The 17,229-nt window shown below is 72.3% G+C and carries 20 protein-coding genes; 11 read left to right on the forward strand and 9 right to left on the reverse strand.

All coding sequences use genetic code 11. From position 1 onward, the window contains the following. Window positions 1-84: 84 nt before the first annotated feature. A complete protein-coding gene (locus MF672_RS27165) occupies window positions 85-459 on the reverse strand; it encodes a YccF domain-containing protein (RefSeq protein WP_242373613.1) in 375 nt (124 codons plus the stop codon). A gap of 54 nt (window positions 460-513) precedes the next feature. Further along, window positions 514-1,302, reverse strand: a complete 789-nt coding sequence (locus MF672_RS27170; RefSeq protein ID WP_242373612.1) for a TIGR03084 family metal-binding protein — start codon at window positions 1,300-1,302, stop codon at window positions 514-516. A gap of 41 nt (window positions 1,303-1,343) precedes the next feature. Here MF672_RS27170 and MF672_RS51490 point away from each other — a divergent pair, with 41 nt between their 5' ends. From MF672_RS51490 to MF672_RS27190, 5 genes are all read left to right on the forward strand, one after another. Next, window positions 1,344-1,475: a hypothetical protein gene (locus MF672_RS51490; protein ID WP_302893266.1), complete on the forward strand. Its 132-nt coding sequence runs from the start codon at window positions 1,344-1,346 to the stop codon at window positions 1,473-1,475. An 86-nt stretch (window positions 1,476-1,561) separates the two neighbouring features. After that, window positions 1,562-1,645: a putative leader peptide gene (locus tag MF672_RS52230; protein WP_311132608.1), complete on the forward strand. Its 84-nt coding sequence runs from the start codon at window positions 1,562-1,564 to the stop codon at window positions 1,643-1,645. A 113-nt stretch (window positions 1,646-1,758) separates the two neighbouring features. Then, window positions 1,759-3,447, forward strand: coding sequence for a nitrite/sulfite reductase (locus MF672_RS27175; protein ID WP_242373611.1), 1,689 nt, complete (start codon window positions 1,759-1,761; stop codon window positions 3,445-3,447). 136 nt (window positions 3,448-3,583) lie between these two features. Continuing rightward, window positions 3,584-4,312: a phosphoadenylyl-sulfate reductase gene (locus MF672_RS27185; protein WP_242373609.1), complete on the forward strand. Its 729-nt coding sequence runs from the start codon at window positions 3,584-3,586 to the stop codon at window positions 4,310-4,312. After that, window positions 4,294-5,073 carry a sirohydrochlorin chelatase gene (locus MF672_RS27190; protein ID WP_407654743.1) on the forward strand — a complete coding sequence of 260 codons (780 nt, stop codon included), beginning with the start codon at window positions 4,294-4,296 and terminating at the stop codon, window positions 5,071-5,073. The genes MF672_RS27185 and MF672_RS27190 overlap by 19 nt, the downstream gene beginning before the upstream one ends. 48 nt (window positions 5,074-5,121) lie before the next feature. Here the strand turns inward: MF672_RS27190 and MF672_RS27195 are convergent, their stop codons facing one another. Then, window positions 5,122-5,844: a DUF1707 SHOCT-like domain-containing protein gene (locus tag MF672_RS27195; protein WP_242373607.1), complete on the reverse strand. Its 723-nt coding sequence runs from the start codon at window positions 5,842-5,844 to the stop codon at window positions 5,122-5,124. Window positions 5,845-6,025: 181 nt separating this feature from the next. Here MF672_RS27195 and MF672_RS27200 point away from each other — a divergent pair, with 181 nt between their 5' ends. After that, on the forward strand, window positions 6,026-7,363 hold the full coding sequence (locus MF672_RS27200) for an ankyrin repeat domain-containing protein (RefSeq protein ID WP_242373606.1): 1,338 nt from the start codon (window positions 6,026-6,028) through the stop codon (window positions 7,361-7,363). Between the two features lie 114 nt (window positions 7,364-7,477). Here MF672_RS27200 and MF672_RS27205 read toward each other — a convergent pair whose 3' ends face one another. From MF672_RS27205 to MF672_RS27225, 5 genes are all read right to left on the reverse strand, one after another. Next, on the reverse strand, window positions 7,478-8,062 hold the full coding sequence (locus MF672_RS27205) for an HD domain-containing protein (protein ID WP_242373605.1): 585 nt from the start codon (window positions 8,060-8,062) through the stop codon (window positions 7,478-7,480). Window positions 8,063-8,211: 149 nt separating this feature from the next. Beyond that, on the reverse strand, window positions 8,212-8,679 hold the full coding sequence (locus MF672_RS27210; RefSeq protein ID WP_242373604.1) for a hypothetical protein: 468 nt from the start codon (window positions 8,677-8,679) through the stop codon (window positions 8,212-8,214). A gap of 188 nt (window positions 8,680-8,867) precedes the next feature. Further along, window positions 8,868-10,049, reverse strand: coding sequence for a serine hydrolase domain-containing protein (locus MF672_RS27215; protein ID WP_242373603.1), 1,182 nt, complete (start codon window positions 10,047-10,049; stop codon window positions 8,868-8,870). Between the two features lie 66 nt (window positions 10,050-10,115). Then, window positions 10,116-11,006 (reverse strand): maleylpyruvate isomerase family mycothiol-dependent enzyme, encoded by an 891-nt coding sequence (locus tag MF672_RS27220; RefSeq protein WP_242373602.1) that lies wholly within the window; start codon window positions 11,004-11,006, stop codon window positions 10,116-10,118. Further along, window positions 11,006-11,557, reverse strand: a complete 552-nt coding sequence (locus tag MF672_RS27225; RefSeq protein ID WP_242373601.1) for a sigma-70 family RNA polymerase sigma factor — start codon at window positions 11,555-11,557, stop codon at window positions 11,006-11,008. Before MF672_RS27225 ends, MF672_RS27220 begins: the two co-directional genes overlap by 1 nt. A 161-nt stretch (window positions 11,558-11,718) precedes the next feature. Between MF672_RS27225 and MF672_RS27230 the strand changes: the two genes are divergently transcribed. Together MF672_RS27230 and glgX are read left to right on the forward strand one after the other, a co-directional pair. Then, entirely contained in the window at window positions 11,719-12,144 is a 426-nt protein-coding gene (locus MF672_RS27230) for an OsmC family protein (protein WP_242373600.1), read from the forward strand. Between the two features lie 100 nt (window positions 12,145-12,244). Next, window positions 12,245-14,368: a glycogen debranching protein GlgX gene (glgX, locus tag MF672_RS27235; RefSeq protein ID WP_242373599.1), complete on the forward strand. Its 2,124-nt coding sequence runs from the start codon at window positions 12,245-12,247 to the stop codon at window positions 14,366-14,368. A gap of 38 nt (window positions 14,369-14,406) precedes the next feature. Here the strand turns inward: glgX and MF672_RS27240 are convergent, their stop codons facing one another. Next, the gene (locus MF672_RS27240; protein WP_242373598.1) at window positions 14,407-14,802 is read right to left on the reverse strand and encodes a hypothetical protein; all 396 of its coding nucleotides are present in this window, start codon (window positions 14,800-14,802) and stop codon (window positions 14,407-14,409) included. A 151-nt stretch (window positions 14,803-14,953) separates the two neighbouring features. On the opposite strand from MF672_RS27240, the gene MF672_RS27245 reads away from it, so the two are divergent. The 3 genes from MF672_RS27245 to MF672_RS27255 are packed head-to-tail and all read left to right on the forward strand — an operon-like array spanning window position 14,954 to window position 17,219. Next, window positions 14,954-15,685 (forward strand): pyrimidine reductase family protein, encoded by a 732-nt coding sequence (locus tag MF672_RS27245; RefSeq protein WP_242373597.1) that lies wholly within the window; start codon window positions 14,954-14,956, stop codon window positions 15,683-15,685. Continuing rightward, the gene (locus tag MF672_RS27250) at window positions 15,682-16,851 is read left to right on the forward strand and encodes an ATP-dependent DNA ligase (protein ID WP_242373596.1); all 1,170 of its coding nucleotides are present in this window, start codon (window positions 15,682-15,684) and stop codon (window positions 16,849-16,851) included. The genes MF672_RS27245 and MF672_RS27250 overlap by 4 nt, the downstream gene beginning before the upstream one ends. A 26-nt stretch (window positions 16,852-16,877) precedes the next feature. Next, entirely contained in the window at window positions 16,878-17,219 is a 342-nt protein-coding gene (locus tag MF672_RS27255) for a hypothetical protein (protein ID WP_242373595.1), read from the forward strand. Window positions 17,220-17,229: the final 10 nt, after the last annotated feature.

Consider the following 17,229-nt stretch of genomic DNA (forward strand, 5'->3'; position numbering starts at 1 on the left):
GTTCGCGGAGGCGCATCGGTGGACGTCATGGCACCCAACGTTCGCAGTGACTCTTCGGGACAGCTTACGTCCCTGGCCCCTGCCCTAGTCGAGGTCCACGATGCGGGCTCCGAGAGGAAGAAGGGAAACGGGGATGAGCTTGAGGTTGGCCACGCCCATCGGGATGCCGATGATCGACAGGAACAGCGGGATCGAGGTGACGACGTGGCCGATGGCCAGCCAGACGCCGGCGACCACGAACCAGATGATGTTGCCCAGCAGCGAGAGGACCCCGGCGTCCGGGTCGCGCTCGACGGTGCGGCCGAACGGCCACAGCGCGTAGGCCGCGATGCGGAACGAGGCGATGCCGAACGGGATGGTGACGATCAGGACGCAGCAGATCACCCCGGCCAGCGCGTAGCCGATCGCCAGCCAGATGCCCGCGAACACCAGCCAGATGACGTTCAGTAGCGTGCGCATGGTCACAGGATGTCACCGTCCGGGCTGCTCGCGTCATCCGGTATGACCCTGAGCTCACCCGGAGGCGCGGGGCGGCCGGCCCTTGCCCGGCGGCCCGGCGAAGGCCTGGGCGATCGGCAGCCAGGCCCGCGCGGCCTCGCCGGTCAGCTCCAGCCCGGTGTCGGACAGGTGGGCGCGCTGGGTGACGGCGAGGCAGAAGCCGAGCAGCGGGCCGCGTACGACGCTCGCGGCGTCCGGCGGGCCGGCCGTCCAGGTGCCGCCGCCGGGCATGGCGAGCTCCACCCGCACCGGCTCGGCGGGCACCGGCAGCCCGCGCACCGCGAAGCTGTACGGCCGCGCCCGGTACCCGAGGGCGGCCACGTGCCGCAGCCGGTCGGTCGGCGGCCTGACGACGCCGAGCGCGTCGGCCACGTCCTGCCCGTGCGCCCAGGTCTCCATCAGCCGGGCGGTGACGAACGAGGCGGCCGACATCGGCGGCCCGAACCAGGGGACGCGGTCGCGCGCGCCGAGCCCGGCGAAGACCTCCAGGCTGCGCGCGCGGGCGGCGCGGAACCAGGCGAGCAGTTCGGCCGGCGGCATCCCGCGCGCTTGCCGGGCGAGGTCGTCCACGGCGTCGCCGACGGGGCCGAGCCCGGTCAGGGTGGCGGCGAAGGCATCGGGGTCGGTGACCGCGAGGACGGCGGCGTCGTCGAACCACGCCAGATGGCTCACCTGGTCGCGGACCGCCCAGCCCGCGGCGGGCGTGGCGAGCTCCCAGTCCGCCTCGCCCAGGGGCTCCAGCAACTCCTCCAGGGACGCGGTCTCGGCGCGGAGGTCGTCCAGCAGCTCGGCCATGAGGTCCACGCGCGCCACCCTAACCCGAATAACGTTCTAGGAGAATAATCGTGAACGTGATCTGCGAGAGCTGCAAGGACAAACGCCACGACGAGTGCCGGGGCGGCTCCTGGTGCGACTGCCAGCACAAAGAGGCGGCGCTGCCGGAGGAGTCGGAGCTCGACTGGCCCCGCCAGGGGTAGTGGCCGGAACTGACCGGCCGAACTGGACAGTCCCACACTCTGGACCCTGTCTTGGACATCCCGGACCCCCGGGGTATCGTCAAGGTATGCCAGCGGATCCCATGCTCGTCGGCCGACGCCACGTCGACCTTCAGCGTGTCCGCAGTGCCATCTGTTGCGACGCCCGCTAACTCTGCTGTTTCTCTGCCGCTGAGCGCGTCGCAACCCTCCTGGAATCTCCCTGCCCCTCGATGACGAGGCCACGGAGGACGTGTGCGCGCGCCCATGATCCGAAGGACGCGCAATGAGCACCCCTGCCAGCCGCACCCCTGCCAGTAGGCATCACAAGCGCCCGCGCGGCGAAGGCCAGTGGGCCCTCGGTTACCGTGAGCCGCTCAACAAGAACGAAGAGAACAAGAAGAACGACGACGGGCTCAACGTCCGGCAGCGCATCATCGACGTCTACGCCAAGCGCGGCTTCGACTCGATCGACCCTGCCGACCTCCGCGGCCGCATGCGCTGGTACGGCCTCTACACCCAGCGCAGGCCGGGCATCGACGGCGGCAAGACCGCCGTGCTGGAGCCGGAGGAGCTGGACGACCGCTACTTCATGCTGCGGGTGCGCATCGACGGCGGCCAGCTCGACCTGGCGCAGCTCCGCGCCATCGCCGACATCTCCAACGAGTACGCGCGCGGCACCGCCGACATCACCGACCGCCAGAACATCCAGCTCCACTGGGTGGAGATCGAGTCGGTGCCGGACATCTGGGAGCGGCTGGAGGCCGTGGGGCTGTCCACCACGGAGGCGTGCGGCGACACCCCGCGCGTGATCATGGGCTGTCCGCTGGCCGGGATCGACACCGACGAGGTGATCGACGCCTCCGACCAGATCAGGGAGATCTACGACCGGGTCGTCGGCAACCCGGCGTACTCGAACCTGCCGCGCAAGTTCAAGACGGCGCTGAGCGGCTGCCCCGCGCACTGCACGGTGCACGAGATCAACGACGTGGCGTTCGTCGGCGTGGTCAACGAGCACGGCCAGGCCGGCTACGACCTGTGGGTCGGCGGCGGCCTGTCCACCAACCCGATGCTGGGCAAGCGGCTCGGCGTGTTCGTCAGCCCCGAGAAGGCGGCAGACGTGCACGAGGGCGTCGTCGGCATCTTCCGCGACTACGGCTACCGGCGGCTGCGGCACCGGGCCAGGATCAAGTTCCTCGTCAACGACTGGGGCCCGGAGAAGTTCAGGGAGATCCTGGAGACCGAGTACCTCAAGGAGCGGCTGCCCGACGGGCCGGCCCCCGAGCAGCCGCGTGACAGCCGGCGCGACCACGTGGGCGTCTTCCCGCAGAAGGACGGCAACTTCTACGTCGGCTTCGCGCCCAAGGTGGGCCGGGTGGACGGCGACAAGCTGCACCTGATCGCCGACATCGCCGAGCGGCACGGCTCGAACCGGGTGCGCACCACCGTCGAGCAGAAGATGGTCATCCTCGACGTCGCGCCCGACCGGGTCGAGTCGATCGTGGCCGAGCTGGAGGCCAACGACCTGCAGGTCAAGCCCTCCACGTTCCGCCGCCAGACGATGGCCTGCACCGGCATCGAGTACTGCAAGCTGGCCATCGTCGAGACCAAGGCCACGGCGATGGACCTGATCGACGAGCTGGAGCGGCGGCTGCCGGACTTCCGGGAGCCGCTGACCATCAACCTCAACGGCTGCCCCAACTCCTGCGCCCGCATCCAGGTCGCCGACATCGGCCTGAAGGGCCAGCTCGTCGTGGACGACAACGGCGACCAGGTCGAGGGCTTCCAGATCCACCTGGGCGGCTCGGTCGGCGTCAACGCCGGCTTCGGCCGCAAGGTGCGCGGGCTGAAGACCACCGCCAAGGGCCTGCCCGACTACGTGGAGCGGGTGGTGAAGAACTACGACGCCCAGCGCAAGGAGGGCGAGTCGTTCGCGGACTGGGTGCAGCGGGCGGACGAGGCGGACCTGCGATGAGCGAGCGCGCGGTGCCCTTCCACTGCCCGTACTGCGGTGAGGAGGACCTGGAGCCGTACGAGGGGGACGGCGGATGGTACTGCCGCTCCTGCGCCCGCGCTTTCAAGCTGAAGTTCCTGGGGATCGGAGTGAAGATATGACGCTGGTGGACATCGAGGTCGGTTTAAGAGATCAGCGCGGCACGCTCGACCTGCAGGACATCGTCGAGTCGGCCGCCACGTTCCTGGAGGGCGCCCCCGCCCGGGAGATCATCCGCTGGGCGGCGGCGACGTTCGGCGACCGGCTCTGCCTGACCTCCTCGATGAGCGACGCGTTGCTGATCGACCTGGTGAGCCGGGTCAAACCGGGCGTGGACGTGTTGTTCATCGACACCGGCTACCACTTCGCCGAGACCGTCGGCACGCGCGACGCGGTCCGGCAGGTCTACGACGTCAACGTGATCGACATCAAGCCGTCGCGCACGGTCGCCGAGCAGGACCGCGACCTCGGGCCGCGGCTGTTCGGGCGCAACCCCGACCTGTGCTGCTACCTGCGCAAGGTGGAGCCGCTGAACCGGGCGCTGGAGCCGTACCTGGCGTGGATCTCCGGCATCCGCCGCGACGAGTCGGCCGCCCGCAAGGACGCCCGGGTGGTCGAGTGGGACGCCAAGCGCCAGATGGTGAAGGTCAACCCGATCGCCGCCTGGACGCAGGAGGACGTGGACAACTACATCGCCGACAACGGGGTGCTGATCAACCCGTTGCACTATGACAACTACCCCTCGATCGGGTGCGCGCCCTGCACGCGGCAGGTCGCCGAGGGGGAGGATCCGCGCAGCGGGCGCTGGGCGGGCCTGGGGAAGGTCGAATGCGGCATTCACCTCTGACGACCCCAGGAAGGGGTCTCGTCCCGTTGGCAGGCGGGACGGCCCCCGGCGGCGTGCCATTGGTGGCGGTGGCGCACGGGTCGCGTGACCCGCGCGCCGCCGCCACCGTGGCCGCGCTGCTCGACCAGGTGCCGCTGGACGTGCGGGTGGCGTACCTGGACCACTGCGCGCCGACGCTCGGGCAGGCGCTGCACGGCCTGGAGGAGGCCGTGGTGCTGCCGCTGCTGCTCACCGAGGCCTACCACAGCCGGGTGGACCTGCCGGCGGCGCTGAACGAGGCGCGGGCGCACCAGCCCAGGCTGCGCGTGCACTACGGGACGACGCTCGGGCCGCACCCGCTGCTGCGGGCCGCGCTGGAGCGGCGGCTCACCGAGGCCGGCGTGCCGCCCGGCGACCCGGACACCGCCCTGGTGCTGGTGTCGGCCGGGTCCAGCGACGCGCGGGCCAACGCGGTGATCACCCGGATGGCGCGCGAGTGGCGCAGGGACGGGTGGTGGACGGTGCGGGCCGCGTACGCCTCGGCCGCCGACCCGTCACCGGAGCAGGCGGTGGCGGAGCTGGTGCGGGCGGGCGCGCCGCGGGTGGCCGTGGCGCCGTACCTGCTGGCGCCCGGCTACTTCGCGGACAAGGTGCGGCGCGAGACGCTGCGGGCCGGGGCCGCGGTGGTGGCCGACGTGCTCGGGCCCGCGCCGGAGCTGGTGGACGTGCTGCTGGAGCGCTACGCGGCGGCCCAGCGCGACCCGGTGTCCCTGGTCGGCTGAGCGGGCGGCCCCTGGTCGGCTGAGCGGGCGGCGCGCGCCGGGGGCGGGCTAGTAGCCGCGTTCGACGCCGCGGCGCTCCTCGCGGAGCTGGCGGCGCAGCTCGCGGCCCTCGTGCCGGATCTGCCGCCCCAGCTCCCGCCAGTCCTCGCCGTGCATCTGCCGCCAGTGCTCGCGCCAGGCGGACAGGCCGCGCTTGAGCGGCTGGGCCCGCGAGTCGCCGAGCACCTTGACGTCGCCCATGACGGCGTAGGCGTGCACCCGCACCACGGGGACGTTCATGCCGGGCGCGGCCTCCAGCACGTCCACCTTCTTGTCGCCCATGATCGCCATGCCGTCGAGGTCCACGATGACCCCGTCCGGGACGATGATCTTCACGTCGCCCATCACGGAGACGGCCAGCACGTCGACCACGTCGGTGCGCACCTCGGCCTCGCGCAGGTCGAGCAGCACGTCGCCCATCACGGCGACCGCGCCGAGCTCCTGGTCGATGCGCCACTTGCCGCGCCGCTTGGAGTCGCCCATCACGCCCACGAACCAGCGCCGCTTCCTGCCCTGCGGCAGGGGCGCGGGCGGCGCGGGCACGGCCCCGGCGGCCGGGAGGTCCTGGGTGAGCAGCGCGAGCTCGGCGTGGGTGCTCGCGGAGTAGGCGGCCTCCGTGCGGTCGGTCAGCTCGGCCAGCGTGAGCCTGCCCTCCACCGACGCGACGCGGAGCTGTTCGACGACGGCCTCGCGCTCGGCGTCGGACGCGCGGACCTGCCCGGGATCGCTCATACTCGCAACATATCGCGTTTCGCCCGGGTTGAGGCTCCTCCTTCAGGAGGAAGATTGTCACCACCGAATGATGCACGCCCGGCATGGCGGTCGAACCTGCGGCGGGGCGGGCCGCGTACCACTCGATGACATGGCCCTGGCTTGGCCCGGGGCGCGGCCGGACCAGGCTAGGGTCCGTGTCATGCATGAGGAAGAGCTCTACCGCGCGGCGTTGAACGGCGACAACGGCACGGTGGGCAAGCTGCTCGCCGCCGGCGCCGACCCCAACAGGCCCAGCGAGGGCGAGGAGGAGGGCCTCCCGCTGTGCGCGGCCGCCGCCTGGGACCGGGAGGACGTCGCCCAGGCGCTGCTCGCGGCCGGCGCCGAGGTGGACGGGCGGGAGCCCGGCGGCTGGACGGCGCTGCTCTGGGCCGCGGCCAACGGCCAGGCCGCCACCGCCCGGCTGCTGGTCGAGGCGGGCGCCGACGTCAACGCGCAGAACGACGACGGCGACACCCCCCTCACCCTGGCGGCCAGGCGCGGCGCGCTGGGCGTGGTGCAGGTGCTGCTGGAGGCGGGCGCCGACCCCGACAAGTACGACGGCGACGGCGACACCCCGCTGGAGATCGCCGTCGACTGGGTGGGCGTGCACCTGGAGAGCGCGCTGCTCGACCAGATCGAGCAGGACGGCTGGGAGTACGTCGTGGCCCGCCAGTACGCCAAGGACGGCACCGAGCTGGTCACCGTGGCCGGCCGCTCCCCCGACGGCGAGCACGGCGAGCAGGTGCAGGCCCAGCGCGGCCACGCCGCCATCGCGACGCTGCTGGAGGACGCCGCCGGCGTGCGCACCCCGGTGGACCGGCTGGTGGCGCGGGCGCTCGCGCACCGCGACGTGGACGAGGACGCCGAGACCTGGTGGGTCGTCGCCGACACGCTGGCCAAGCGGGCCGACGACGACACCTACGAGGCGCTGGCCCGGCTGTGCGTCAGCGAGGACGCCAGGGAGCGGGAGTTCGGCGTGGACGCGATCGCCCAGTTCGGCTTCGCCGACGGCGAGAAGCCGTACCTGGAGCGCACGCTGCCGCTGCTGCTGAAGATGGTCACCACGGAGAGCAGCGAGCAGGTGCTGCGCTCGGTGCTGGCCGCGATCGGCCACCAGGGCGACCCGCGGGGGCTGCCCGCGGTGCTCGACCTGGTGCGGCGGCCGGGGCGCAGGCGCACGATGACCGACGCGATCGCGCTGGCCGACGTGCTGCCCCCGGACCACGAGGAGGGCCTGGCGCTGCTGGCGGAGATGAGCCGGGACGACGACGCGGAGGTGCGCGACTGGGCCACCGCCGGGCTCGCCGGGCTCGACGCCGACACGCCGCTCGTCCGCGAGGCGCTGGCGGCCCGGCTGTCCGATGCCGACCTCCGCGTCGTGGCCGAGGCCACGCGCGGGCTGGCCGCGCGCGGCGACGGCCGCGCCGCCGAGGGCCGGGCGCGGGTGCTGGCCGAGAGCGACGACGAGTACGCCAGGGACCTCGTCAGCGAGTCCTAGCCGCAGGCGCAGCCGTATGCCGTAGCCGCAGCCGCAAGCCATAGCCGCAAGCCGTGGCCGCGGTCGGCCGGTTCCCTGGGCCGAGGGGCTCCGCCGGGCGCGGGGCCCCTCGGCTCAGGGGGCGCCGCCGCCGTTGAGCACGCGGACCACCCAGTCGAGGGTGCCCGTGCTCAGCGCCTCCTCCGCCAGCCGCTTGCCGGTGGGGGTGGTGATCGCGGCCAGCGAGCTGTCGATCCACCCCTGGGTGTTATGGTTGCCCTGCTCGCGGTACTCGACGGCCTGCAGCAGGCATTCGAGCTTGTCGGCGTCGCGCGCGCAGACGGCCTCGATGCTGGCCTTCTCCTCGTACTCGGCCACGGCGTCGCGGACCATGTCGGCCACCGGGCCGCTGACGCCGCGCGTCTGGTCGGCGGTGACCTCCTCGTTGGGGGCGGCCTTGAGGTAGCGCTTGCCGAGGTACGGGATGTCGGTGACGCGTGTCTCCTGCGAGTCGTGGAACAGCGCCATGAACGCGGCCCGCTGCGGGTCGCCGCCCTCCAGCCGGGCGATCACCGCCGCGATGACCGCCGCGCGGAAGGAGTGGTCGGCCACGCTCTCCGGGTCGCGCACCCCGGCGACCAGCCAGCCGGTGCGCTTGTAGCGCTTGAGCAGACCGAACTCGTACAGCAGGTCCGCCAGCCCTGTCACATCGCCCGCCACGATGAGCCCCCTCTCGTCATGTGCCGAGCCTAAACGACGGTTTCGGCTCGCGCGCTCAGGCTCGGCTTTTTATCCGCAAATCCGACAAATGCCGCGACCTTCGCCGTGGTCGCGGCATTTGTCAGGGTGCTGCGCTGAGAAATGCCCTTTTAGTTACCGTTGTCCTCGCCGGACCAGGAGTCGTTGTCACGGAAGGGCCACGGGAAACGGTCGCGGTCCTTGTCGTCGTCCTTCCACGGGTCCTTCTTCGGCGGCTCGACCGGCTTGTGCGGGTCCTTGTGCACGCGCTCCGGCTTCCACGTGTCGCCGTGGCCGTTGTCGTGGTGGTGCCGCCGGCCGTGGTGGTGGTGCCCGTAGTCGTAGTCGTAGTCGTCGTCGTGGTAGCCGCCCCACCAGCGGGGGCCCCACCAGCCGCCGCAGCGGCGCGCGCCGCAGCCCAGCGGCGGCTTCTCGCCCGCGATGTACGAACCGGCCGTGACCACTTCGGTGCTGGCGGAGGCCACTCCCGCACCGGCCGGAAGGAGCACGATCCCGGCGGCCGCAGCGGCCAGGGCGAGGGTCGCGGCGCGCCGGGCGGCGCGGGCGCGAGGTTGCCGACTTTCGTTATTGAGGTGCATTCGATTTCCGTTTCTGGGTAGATCGGCCGCGAATCCGGCGTCATATTGCGTATGACGCGGACAGGGGCAGACGTACCCATACGCAGAATCGCACTTACCTCCCTGAACTCCAACAACCCGTCAAATCATCGTTTGCGCGATGCGGGGTATATCGGGTGGCTTATCCGGCTACTTTCCCTGAGTGCGGCTCAGTCGTCCATGGCCGCGTACGCGAGCGTCCAGAAGTCCTGGAACACCCGCGGCGGCACCGGCGAGGCCAGGGCCCGCTGCGTGAGCAGGACGCCGATCAGGCCCTCGGCCGGGTCCGTGTACGCCTCCGTGCCGAGGCCGCCGGTCCAGCCGAAGCGGCCGGGGCCGACCGCGAGCTCGTTCCCGCGAACGCCCACGGCGAGGCCGAGGCCCCAGCCGCCGGCGCCCAGGAACAGCTCGTTGCCGGCCTTCTGCGCGGGCGTGAGGTGGTCGGCGGTCATCAGCTCGACGGTGGCCCTGGACAGGATCCTGCCGCCGTCCTCGGTGCGGCCCTTGTTCAGCAGCATGCGGCAGAAGGCCAGGCAGTCGTCGGCGGTGGAGAGCAGGCCGGGGCCGCCGGCGCCCGAGGGGAACAGCGGCGGGCGGTCCCACTCGCGGGGCTCGGGACGCCGGGCCAGGACGCCCGTGCGCGGGTCGGCGGCGTACGGGACGGCGAGCCGCGAAAGCCGGTCCGGCGGCAGGTGGAAGCCGGTGTCCCGGATGCCCAGGGGGTCGAAGATCCGCTCGCGGAGGAACTCCTCGAACGGACGGCCGGTGGCGCGGGCGATGAGCACCCCGGTCAGGTCCGCGCCGACGTGGTACATCCACGTCGCGCCGGGCTGGCGTACCAGCGGCAGCGCGCCGAGCCGCCTGATCCACTCGTCCGGGCCGAACGCGGGCCCGTCGGGGCCGACCGTCAGCCCGGCCTCCGCGACGGCCCGGCCGATCGGCCACCCGGCGGGCACCACGCCCGTGCCCAGCCGGGACGTGAGCAGGTCGCGCAGGGTGATCGGGCGCTCGGCCGGCACCGTGTCGGCGAGCGGCCCGTCGGGCTCGCGGAGGACGCGGGGCGCGGCCAGCTCGGGCAGCAGGTCGTCCACGGGGTCGTCGAGGCGCAGCCGGCACTCCTCGACCAGGACGAGGGCCGCGACGGCGGTGACCGGTTTCGTCATCGACGCGATACGGAAGATCGTGTCGCGGCGCATCGGCGCGCCGCCGCCGAGCTCCAGGGAGCCGAGGGCCAGCGCCCGCGTCTCGCCGTGGCGGTGCACCAGCGCCACCAGGCCCGGCACGTCGCCGTCGGCCACCGCCTCGGACAACACCTCGCGCAGGCGTTCCAGCCTCGCCGCCGACCAGCTCATGTCGTTCCTTCCTCCGGTGTCTCACGTACGGACTCCCGGAGGAGGGAGAACTCATCGCCGGGCGCGTCAGGGACCGGACAGGGCGGGGGCGGTGCGGAGGACGTCGGCGGCGAGGGCGCGGTCGCCGGCGACCTCGGCGGGGAAGTCCGCCGGGTCGCCGCGCCCGCCCAGCAGGAAGCAGAAGGCGCGCACGTCGGCCGTCAGATGCGCGTCGGGCTCCCCCGGCGCGGTGTCCTCCACGCCCAGCGGCACCAGCCACTCGCCGCCGCCCGCGCCGGTCAGCGTCAGGCGCAGGGTGCGGCCCGTGCCGTCCAGACCGGACAGGAGCATCGTCCACGGCAGCAGCCGGGCGCACAGGTCGGCCGTCGGCCGGACGTGCTCGGGCACCGGGTCGGGCAGCCGGACCCCGGCCGCCCTGGCGGCGTCGTCGGCGTGCACCCAGGTCTCCAGGCACCGCCCCAGCACGTGGTCGCGGACCGGCACCTCCAGGCCGTCCAGCGTGGCCGGGGCGGTCCCGGGCAGGCCCGCCAGATGGCGGCAGAGCGCGTCGGCCTGCGCCCGCCAGTCACGGCGCGTCTGCTCGGGGCTGCGCGCCCGCTCGTACGCCTGCACGTCGCCGGTGCGGGTGAGCGAGTCGAGCGCCCCCAGGGGCGGCCCGAGCACGGGCGCGCCCACGGAGGCGGCCAGCAGGCCGTCCTTGGCGGCCAGGTGCGCGACGAGCTCCTGCAGCGTCCAGCCCTCCACGACGACCCGCGACCAGTCCTCGTCCCCGGCGGCGGCGAGCAGCGCGTCCATGGCGGCCACCCGGCCCGCGTACGGCCGCGCCCACTCCGCCGTCGGGGCGGCGGGCCTGCGCCGCGCCCGCGCCCCGGCCAGCAGCTGGGGCCGCAGCGAGTGGGCCGGCACCGCCGGCTCCTCCATCAGCGCGTCCATGTAGAGACGCTCGACGGGGTCCATCACACCTCTTCCTCCGCCAGCGCGTCCGCCAGCCGCCTGAGTGCCAGCCGGATGCGCGACTTGGCCGTGCCCTCGGGCACGCCCAGCTCCTCGCCGACCTGCCGATACGTCCTGCCCCCGAAATAGGCCAGCTCGACCGCCTCGCGCAGCCCGTCGGGCAGCGAGGTCACCGCCTGGCGCACCCGCTCGGCCTCGTCGGCGGCCAGCACGCCGTCCTCCAGCCGGACCGGCTCGCGCTCGAACAGCCGGGGGCCGAGCGCCGACACCCGCCGCCGCTCCTCCGCGCGCACGTGGTCGACGGCGCGGCGGTGGGCGATGGTGGCGAGCCAGGCGCGCAGCGTGCCGCGGTCGGGGTCGTAGGCGAGCGGACGCTCCCAGAAGACCAGGAACACCTCCTGCGTGATGTCCTCGGCGATCACCCGGTCCCTGGTGACCCGCAGGGACAGGCCGAAGATCAGCGAGGAGAGCCGATCGTAGACCTCGCCCAGCGCGGACTCGTCGCCGCCGACCACCCGCTGGTGCAACAGGCGGTCGTCGTACGGTGCCTCCACTGGCACCACGCTCCCGTTGTATCCGGACCCTGGCGGCAGGTGCGCCGCGACCCGAGCATGTCACTATTCGCCGGAAATGTAGAGACGGATGACTGCCGGGCCGCCCCGGTCGCGGAAGCGGCGCGCGATAGGGTCGGAGGACCATAACGGAGGGAGCAATCATGGCCACCACCCGCACCGCCACCACCCAGTGGAAGGGCGCGCTGCTCGACGGGTCGGGCACCGTCTCGCTCGACACCTCGGGCGTCGGCACGTTCGAGGTCTCCTGGCCGTCCAGGGCCGAGGCGGCGAACGGCAAGACCTCCCCCGAGGAGCTCATCGCCGCGGCCCACTCGTCCTGCTTCTCGATGGCGCTCTCGCACGGCCTGGCCGGCGCCGGCACCCCGCCGGAGTCGCTGCGGACGAGCGCCGACGTCACGTTCCAGCCCGGCGAGGGCATCACGGGCATCGTGCTGACGGTCAAGGGCCAGGTCCCCGGCATCACCGCCGAGCAGTTCCAGGAGGCCGCCGAGACGGCCAAGGCCAACTGCCCGGTGAGCAAGGCGCTGGCCGGCACCACGATCACACTCAAGGCCGAGCTGCTCTGAAACGTCATTCACGGCGCCGGAACCCTTCCGGCGCCGTGCAGGTGAGCGCATCTGCGCATTGAGAGACCAAGAGCGCCATCCCGTGCGACAATTGGGCCACATGCGCGAGGTCTGGCCGGGGCAGCCCTATCCACTCGGCGCGACTTGGGACGGCGTTGGCACCAGCTTTGCGGTGTTCTCAGAGGTCGCCGAGCGGGTCGAGCTGTGCCTATTCAATGATGACGGCTCCGAGGATCGGTTGGAGCTACCCGAGGTCGACGGGTTCGTCTGGCATGGCTACCTGCCGGGGATCCAGCCGGGACAGCGGTACGGCTACCGTGTCCACGGCCCGTACGCGCCGCAGTACGGGCACCGGTGCAACCCGAGCAAGCTGCTGCTCGACCCGTACGCCAAGGCGATCGACGGCGAGCTGACCTGGAACCAGGCGCTGTTCCCCTACTACTTCACCGACCCGGGGCGGCGCAACACCGAGGACAGCGCGCCCTACATGCCGAAGAACGTGGTGATCAACCCGTTCTTCGAGTGGGGCAACGACCGCTCGCCGAAGATCCCGTACCACCAGACGGTGATCTACGAGGCGCACATCCGCGGGCTCACCATGCGCCATCCCGACGTGCCGCGCGACCTGCGGGGCACGTACGCGGCGATGGGCCATCCGGCGATCATCGACCACCTGCTGTCGCTCGGCGTCACGGCGGTCGAGCTGATGCCGGTGCACCACTACGTGCCCGAGCACTTCCTGGTCGCCCGCGGGCTGACCAACTACTGGGGCTACAACACCATCGCCTACCTCGCCCCGCACGGCCGCTACTCCAGCGGCGGCACCCGGGGGCAGCAGGTGCTGGAGTTCAAGGGCATGGTGCGGGCGCTGCACGAGGCGGGCATCGAGGTCATCCTCGACGTGGTCTACAACCACACCGCCGAGGGCGACCACATGGGCCCGACCCTGGGCTTCCGCGGCATCGACAACACCGCCTACTACCGGCTGCACGACGGCGACCGGCGCTACTACCTCGACTACACCGGGTGCGGCAACTCGCTCAACGTGCGCTCGCCGCACGCCCTGCAGCTCATCATGGACTCGCTGCGCTACTGGGTGCTCGACATGCACGTCGACGGGTTCCGCTTCGACCTCGCCTCGGCGCTGGCGCGCGAGCTGCACGACGTCGACCGGCTGAGCGCGTTCTTCGACCTGATCCAGCAGGACCCGGTGATCTCGCAGGTCAAGCTGATCGCCGAGCCGTGGGACGTCGGGCCGGGCGGCTACCAGGTGGGCAACTTCCCGCCCCTGTGGACGGAGTGGAACGGCAAATATCGCGACATCGTGCGCGATTTCTGGCGGGGCACGCACTCGGCGCTGCCGGAGTTCGCCTCCCGGCTGACCGGCTCGGCCGACCTGTACGAGTCCTCCGGCCGCCGCCCCGTCGCCTCGATCAACTTCGTCACCTGCCACGACGGGTTCACCCTCAGCGACCTCGTGTCGTACGACCACAAGCACAACGAGGACAACGGCGAGGACAACCGCGACGGCACCAACGACAACCGCTCCTGGAACTGCGGCGCGGAGGGCCCGGTCGAGGACCCGGAGATCGTCACGCTGCGCCGCCGCCAGCGCCGCAACTTCCTGGCCACGCTGTTCCTGTCGCAGGGCGTGCCGATGCTCTCCCACGGCGACGAGCTCGGCCGCACCCAGCGCGGCAACAACAACGCCTACTGCCAGGACAACGAGCTGGCCTGGGTCGACTGGTCGATGCTGCACACCGAGTCCGACCTGCTGGAGTTCGTGCAGGCGCTGTCGAAGCTGCGCCGCGAGCACCCGGTCTTCCAGCGCCGCCGCTTCTTCCACGGCCGCCACCCCGACAACGGCGACCGCGACCTGGTGTGGCTCACGCCCGGCGGCACGGAGATGACGGCCGGCGACTGGCACATCGGCTACGCCAAGTCGCTCATGGTCTACCTCAACGGCGAGGCGATCACCGAGCCGGGGCCGCGGGGCGAGCGCATCGTGGACGACTCGTTCCTGCTGCTGATCAACGCCCACCACGAGAACATGGCGTTCACGCTGCCGGGGCCCGAGTGCGGCCTGGCCTGGCTCCCGGTGCTGGACACCAGCCACGACACGATCGAGGACGGCTTCGCCGACGAGCGGTACGGGGCGGGCGACGTGGTCTCGGTCACCTCGCGCTCGCTCCAGGTGCTCCGCCGCCCCCGCAAGACCAGGTGAGCGCGCGGGCCGTCCCCGCTCACGCGGGCGGCGTCCGCTCAGAACACGCGGGCGGCGCTCGCGGCGAGGAACACCAGGGCGAACGTGCCCACCCCGGCCAGCCCGTGCAGCGTCACCGCCAGCACGGGGAGCCCGCCGGCCGTCCCCGCGTGCCGTCCTGTCCCGAGCCAGCGGGTGAACATCACGAAGCCCAGCAGCGCGGCCACCGCCAGCCCGGCGGTGGCCAGCCAGGCGAGGGCGCGGCTGCCGGTGGCCAGCCCGGCGGCCCAGCACACCAGCGCCGACACCGCCAGCGTGGGGTGGGAGAACACCAGCGTCAGGGGGAACCGGGTGACCTTGGCCCGCCGCCCGCCGCCGGCTCTCAGCCAGCGATGGAGCAGGTACACCCCGGCGAGGGCGGCGATCGTCCAGCTTCCGGCGGTGACCAGCCCCACGGGCCCCTCCCCAGTAAGTCCCATGCCTGTCGTCACGTTAAGCAGAGAGTCGCCCTTATGTCCTGAGATACACAAAAGTTCACTATGACCCGGACCGGGAGGCGGCAGGGCGCGCGGCCGGGTTGTCGGTGCGGTGTGCCAAGGTAGAGGAGTGCGGCGCATCCACCCCGACATTCAGGACAATCCAGACATCGCCGAGGCGTACGCCTACCCCGAGGGCCGGCCCTGGCTGCGGCTCAACATGGTCGCCAGCGCCGACGGCGCGGCCTGGCTGAAAGGGCGCTCCGGCGGGCTGTCCACCAGCGGCGACAAGCGCGTCTTCCAGGTCCTGCGCGGCCTGGCCGACGTCATCCTGGCGGGCGCGGCGACCGTCCGCACCGAGGGCTACGGCCCGGTCCGGCCGCGCGAGTCGTGGGCGGCGCTGCGCGCGGGCCGTCCCGACGTGCCGCCGATCGCGGTCGTCTCCCGCAGCCTCGACCTCGACCCGGAGCACGAGCTGTTCACCGACGCCGGCATCAGCCGCACGATCGTCATCACCTGCGCCGCCGCCCCCAAGGAGCGGCGGGATCACCTGGCCGGGCGGTGCGACCTCCTCGTGGCCGGCGAGGAGAGCGTCGACCTGCGCGCGGCCGTGGCGGGGCTGCGCGAGCGCGGCCTCGGGCGCGTCCTGTGCGAGGGCGGCCCGCGGCTCAACGCCCAGCTCTCGGCCGCCGGCCTGGTCGACGAGCTGTGCCTGACGATCAGCCCGCTGCTGGTCGGCGGCGGCGCGGCCCGCATCCAGAACGGCGAGCCCGCGCAGGTCGGCCTGGACCTCGTCCAGGTGCTGGAGGAGGAGGGGGCCCTCTTCTGCCGCTACGTCAACGGGGAGGAACGTTACACATGACTACAGAGCCGACAGAGCCGGCGCCGCAGGGGAAGCCCGGCGAGGAGGCCGAGCCGGAGCCGGTGCCCAACCTGGTGGTGCGCCCGCCCGTGCCGCCCATGCTGGCCAAGCCGATCAAGGCCATGCCCGCGCAGGACGGGAACCTGTTCTACGAGCCCAAGTGGGACGGCTTCCGCTGCATCATCTTCCGCGACGGCGACGAGGTCTACCTCGGCAGCCGCAACGAGCGCCCGTTCACCCGCTACTTCCCCGAGCTGGTCGAGGCGGCCAGGGCCGAGCTGCCCGACAAGGTCGTGGTGGACGGCGAGATCGTGCTGCCCCGGGGCTCGCAGCTCGACTTCGACGCGCTGCAGCAGCGCATCCACCCGGCCAAGTCGCGGGTCAAGCTGCTGTCGGAGGAGACGCCCGCCCAGTTCGTCGCCTTCGACCTGCTGGCCGTCGGCGAGGAGTCGCTGATGGAGGCGCCGTTCGCCGAGCGCCGGGCGCGGCTGGTCGAGCTGTTCCCGGAGAAGGGCGGCTCGATCCGGCTGACGCCGGTGACCACCGACGACGGGCAGGCGCGCGAGTGGTTCGAGACGTTCGAGGGGGCGGGGCTCGACGGCATCATCGTCAAGCCGGGCGACCAGCCGTACGTGCCGGACAAGCGCACCATGTTCAAGGTCAAGCACGAGCGCACGGCCGACGTCGTGGTGTGCGGCTACCGCGAGCACAAGTCGGGGCCGATCGTCGGCTCGCTGCTGCTCGGCCTCTACGGCGACGACGGCAGGCTGCACCACGTCGGGGTGGCGGCGTCGTTCCCGATGGCGCGCCGGGCCGAGCTGGTGGAGGAGCTGCGGCCGCTCGTCGCCGACCTCGCCGAGCACCCGTGGGGCCACTGGGCCGAGGCCGCGCAGGCCAACGCCGGGCAGCCGGCCGCCGGCCCGTCGCGGGGCGGGCAGCGGGTGCCGGGCGCGGTGTCGCGGTGGAACGCCAAGAAGGACCTGTCGTTCATCCCGTTGCGGCCCGAGCGGGTCATGGAGGTCGCCTACGACCAGATGGAGGGCGACCGGTTCCGGCACACCGCGCAGTTCCGGCGGTGGCGGCCGGACCGCACGCCGCGGTCGTGCACGTACGAGCAGCTGGAGCGGCCGGTCAGTTACCACCTCGACGACATCCTTGCCCGCTGAGCCGATGTCGCGTCTAGTCTCGATGCATGAGCACTGGGGATGAGTTAAAGGCCGCGATGTCGGCCCGTCGCGAGCTCGGGCCCGATTTCGAGGACGCGATCGTCGAGTCGTTCCTCGACAAGATGGGCAAAGAGGTCGACCGGCGGGTCGACGAGCGGCTGGCTCAGGCCGCGCCGCGGCCGGCGGCGCAGCAGCGGGCCGCCGACGGGCAGCGGCTCGCCCTGGCGATCGTCTCGCTCTGCCTGGGCACGATCTCCACGCTGGCGCTGGTGTTCGCGGGCGAGCAGCGCATGGGCTACCTCATCCCCATCTGGGTGGGCATCATCATCGTCAACGCGGTGTTCAACGGCCCCCGGGGCAAGGGCTGACCCCGCAAGG

The sequence above is a fragment of the Actinomadura luzonensis genome, from assembly GCF_022664455.2.
In the GTDB taxonomy this organism is placed as follows: Bacteria; Actinomycetota; Actinomycetes; order Streptosporangiales; family Streptosporangiaceae; genus Nonomuraea; species Nonomuraea luzonensis.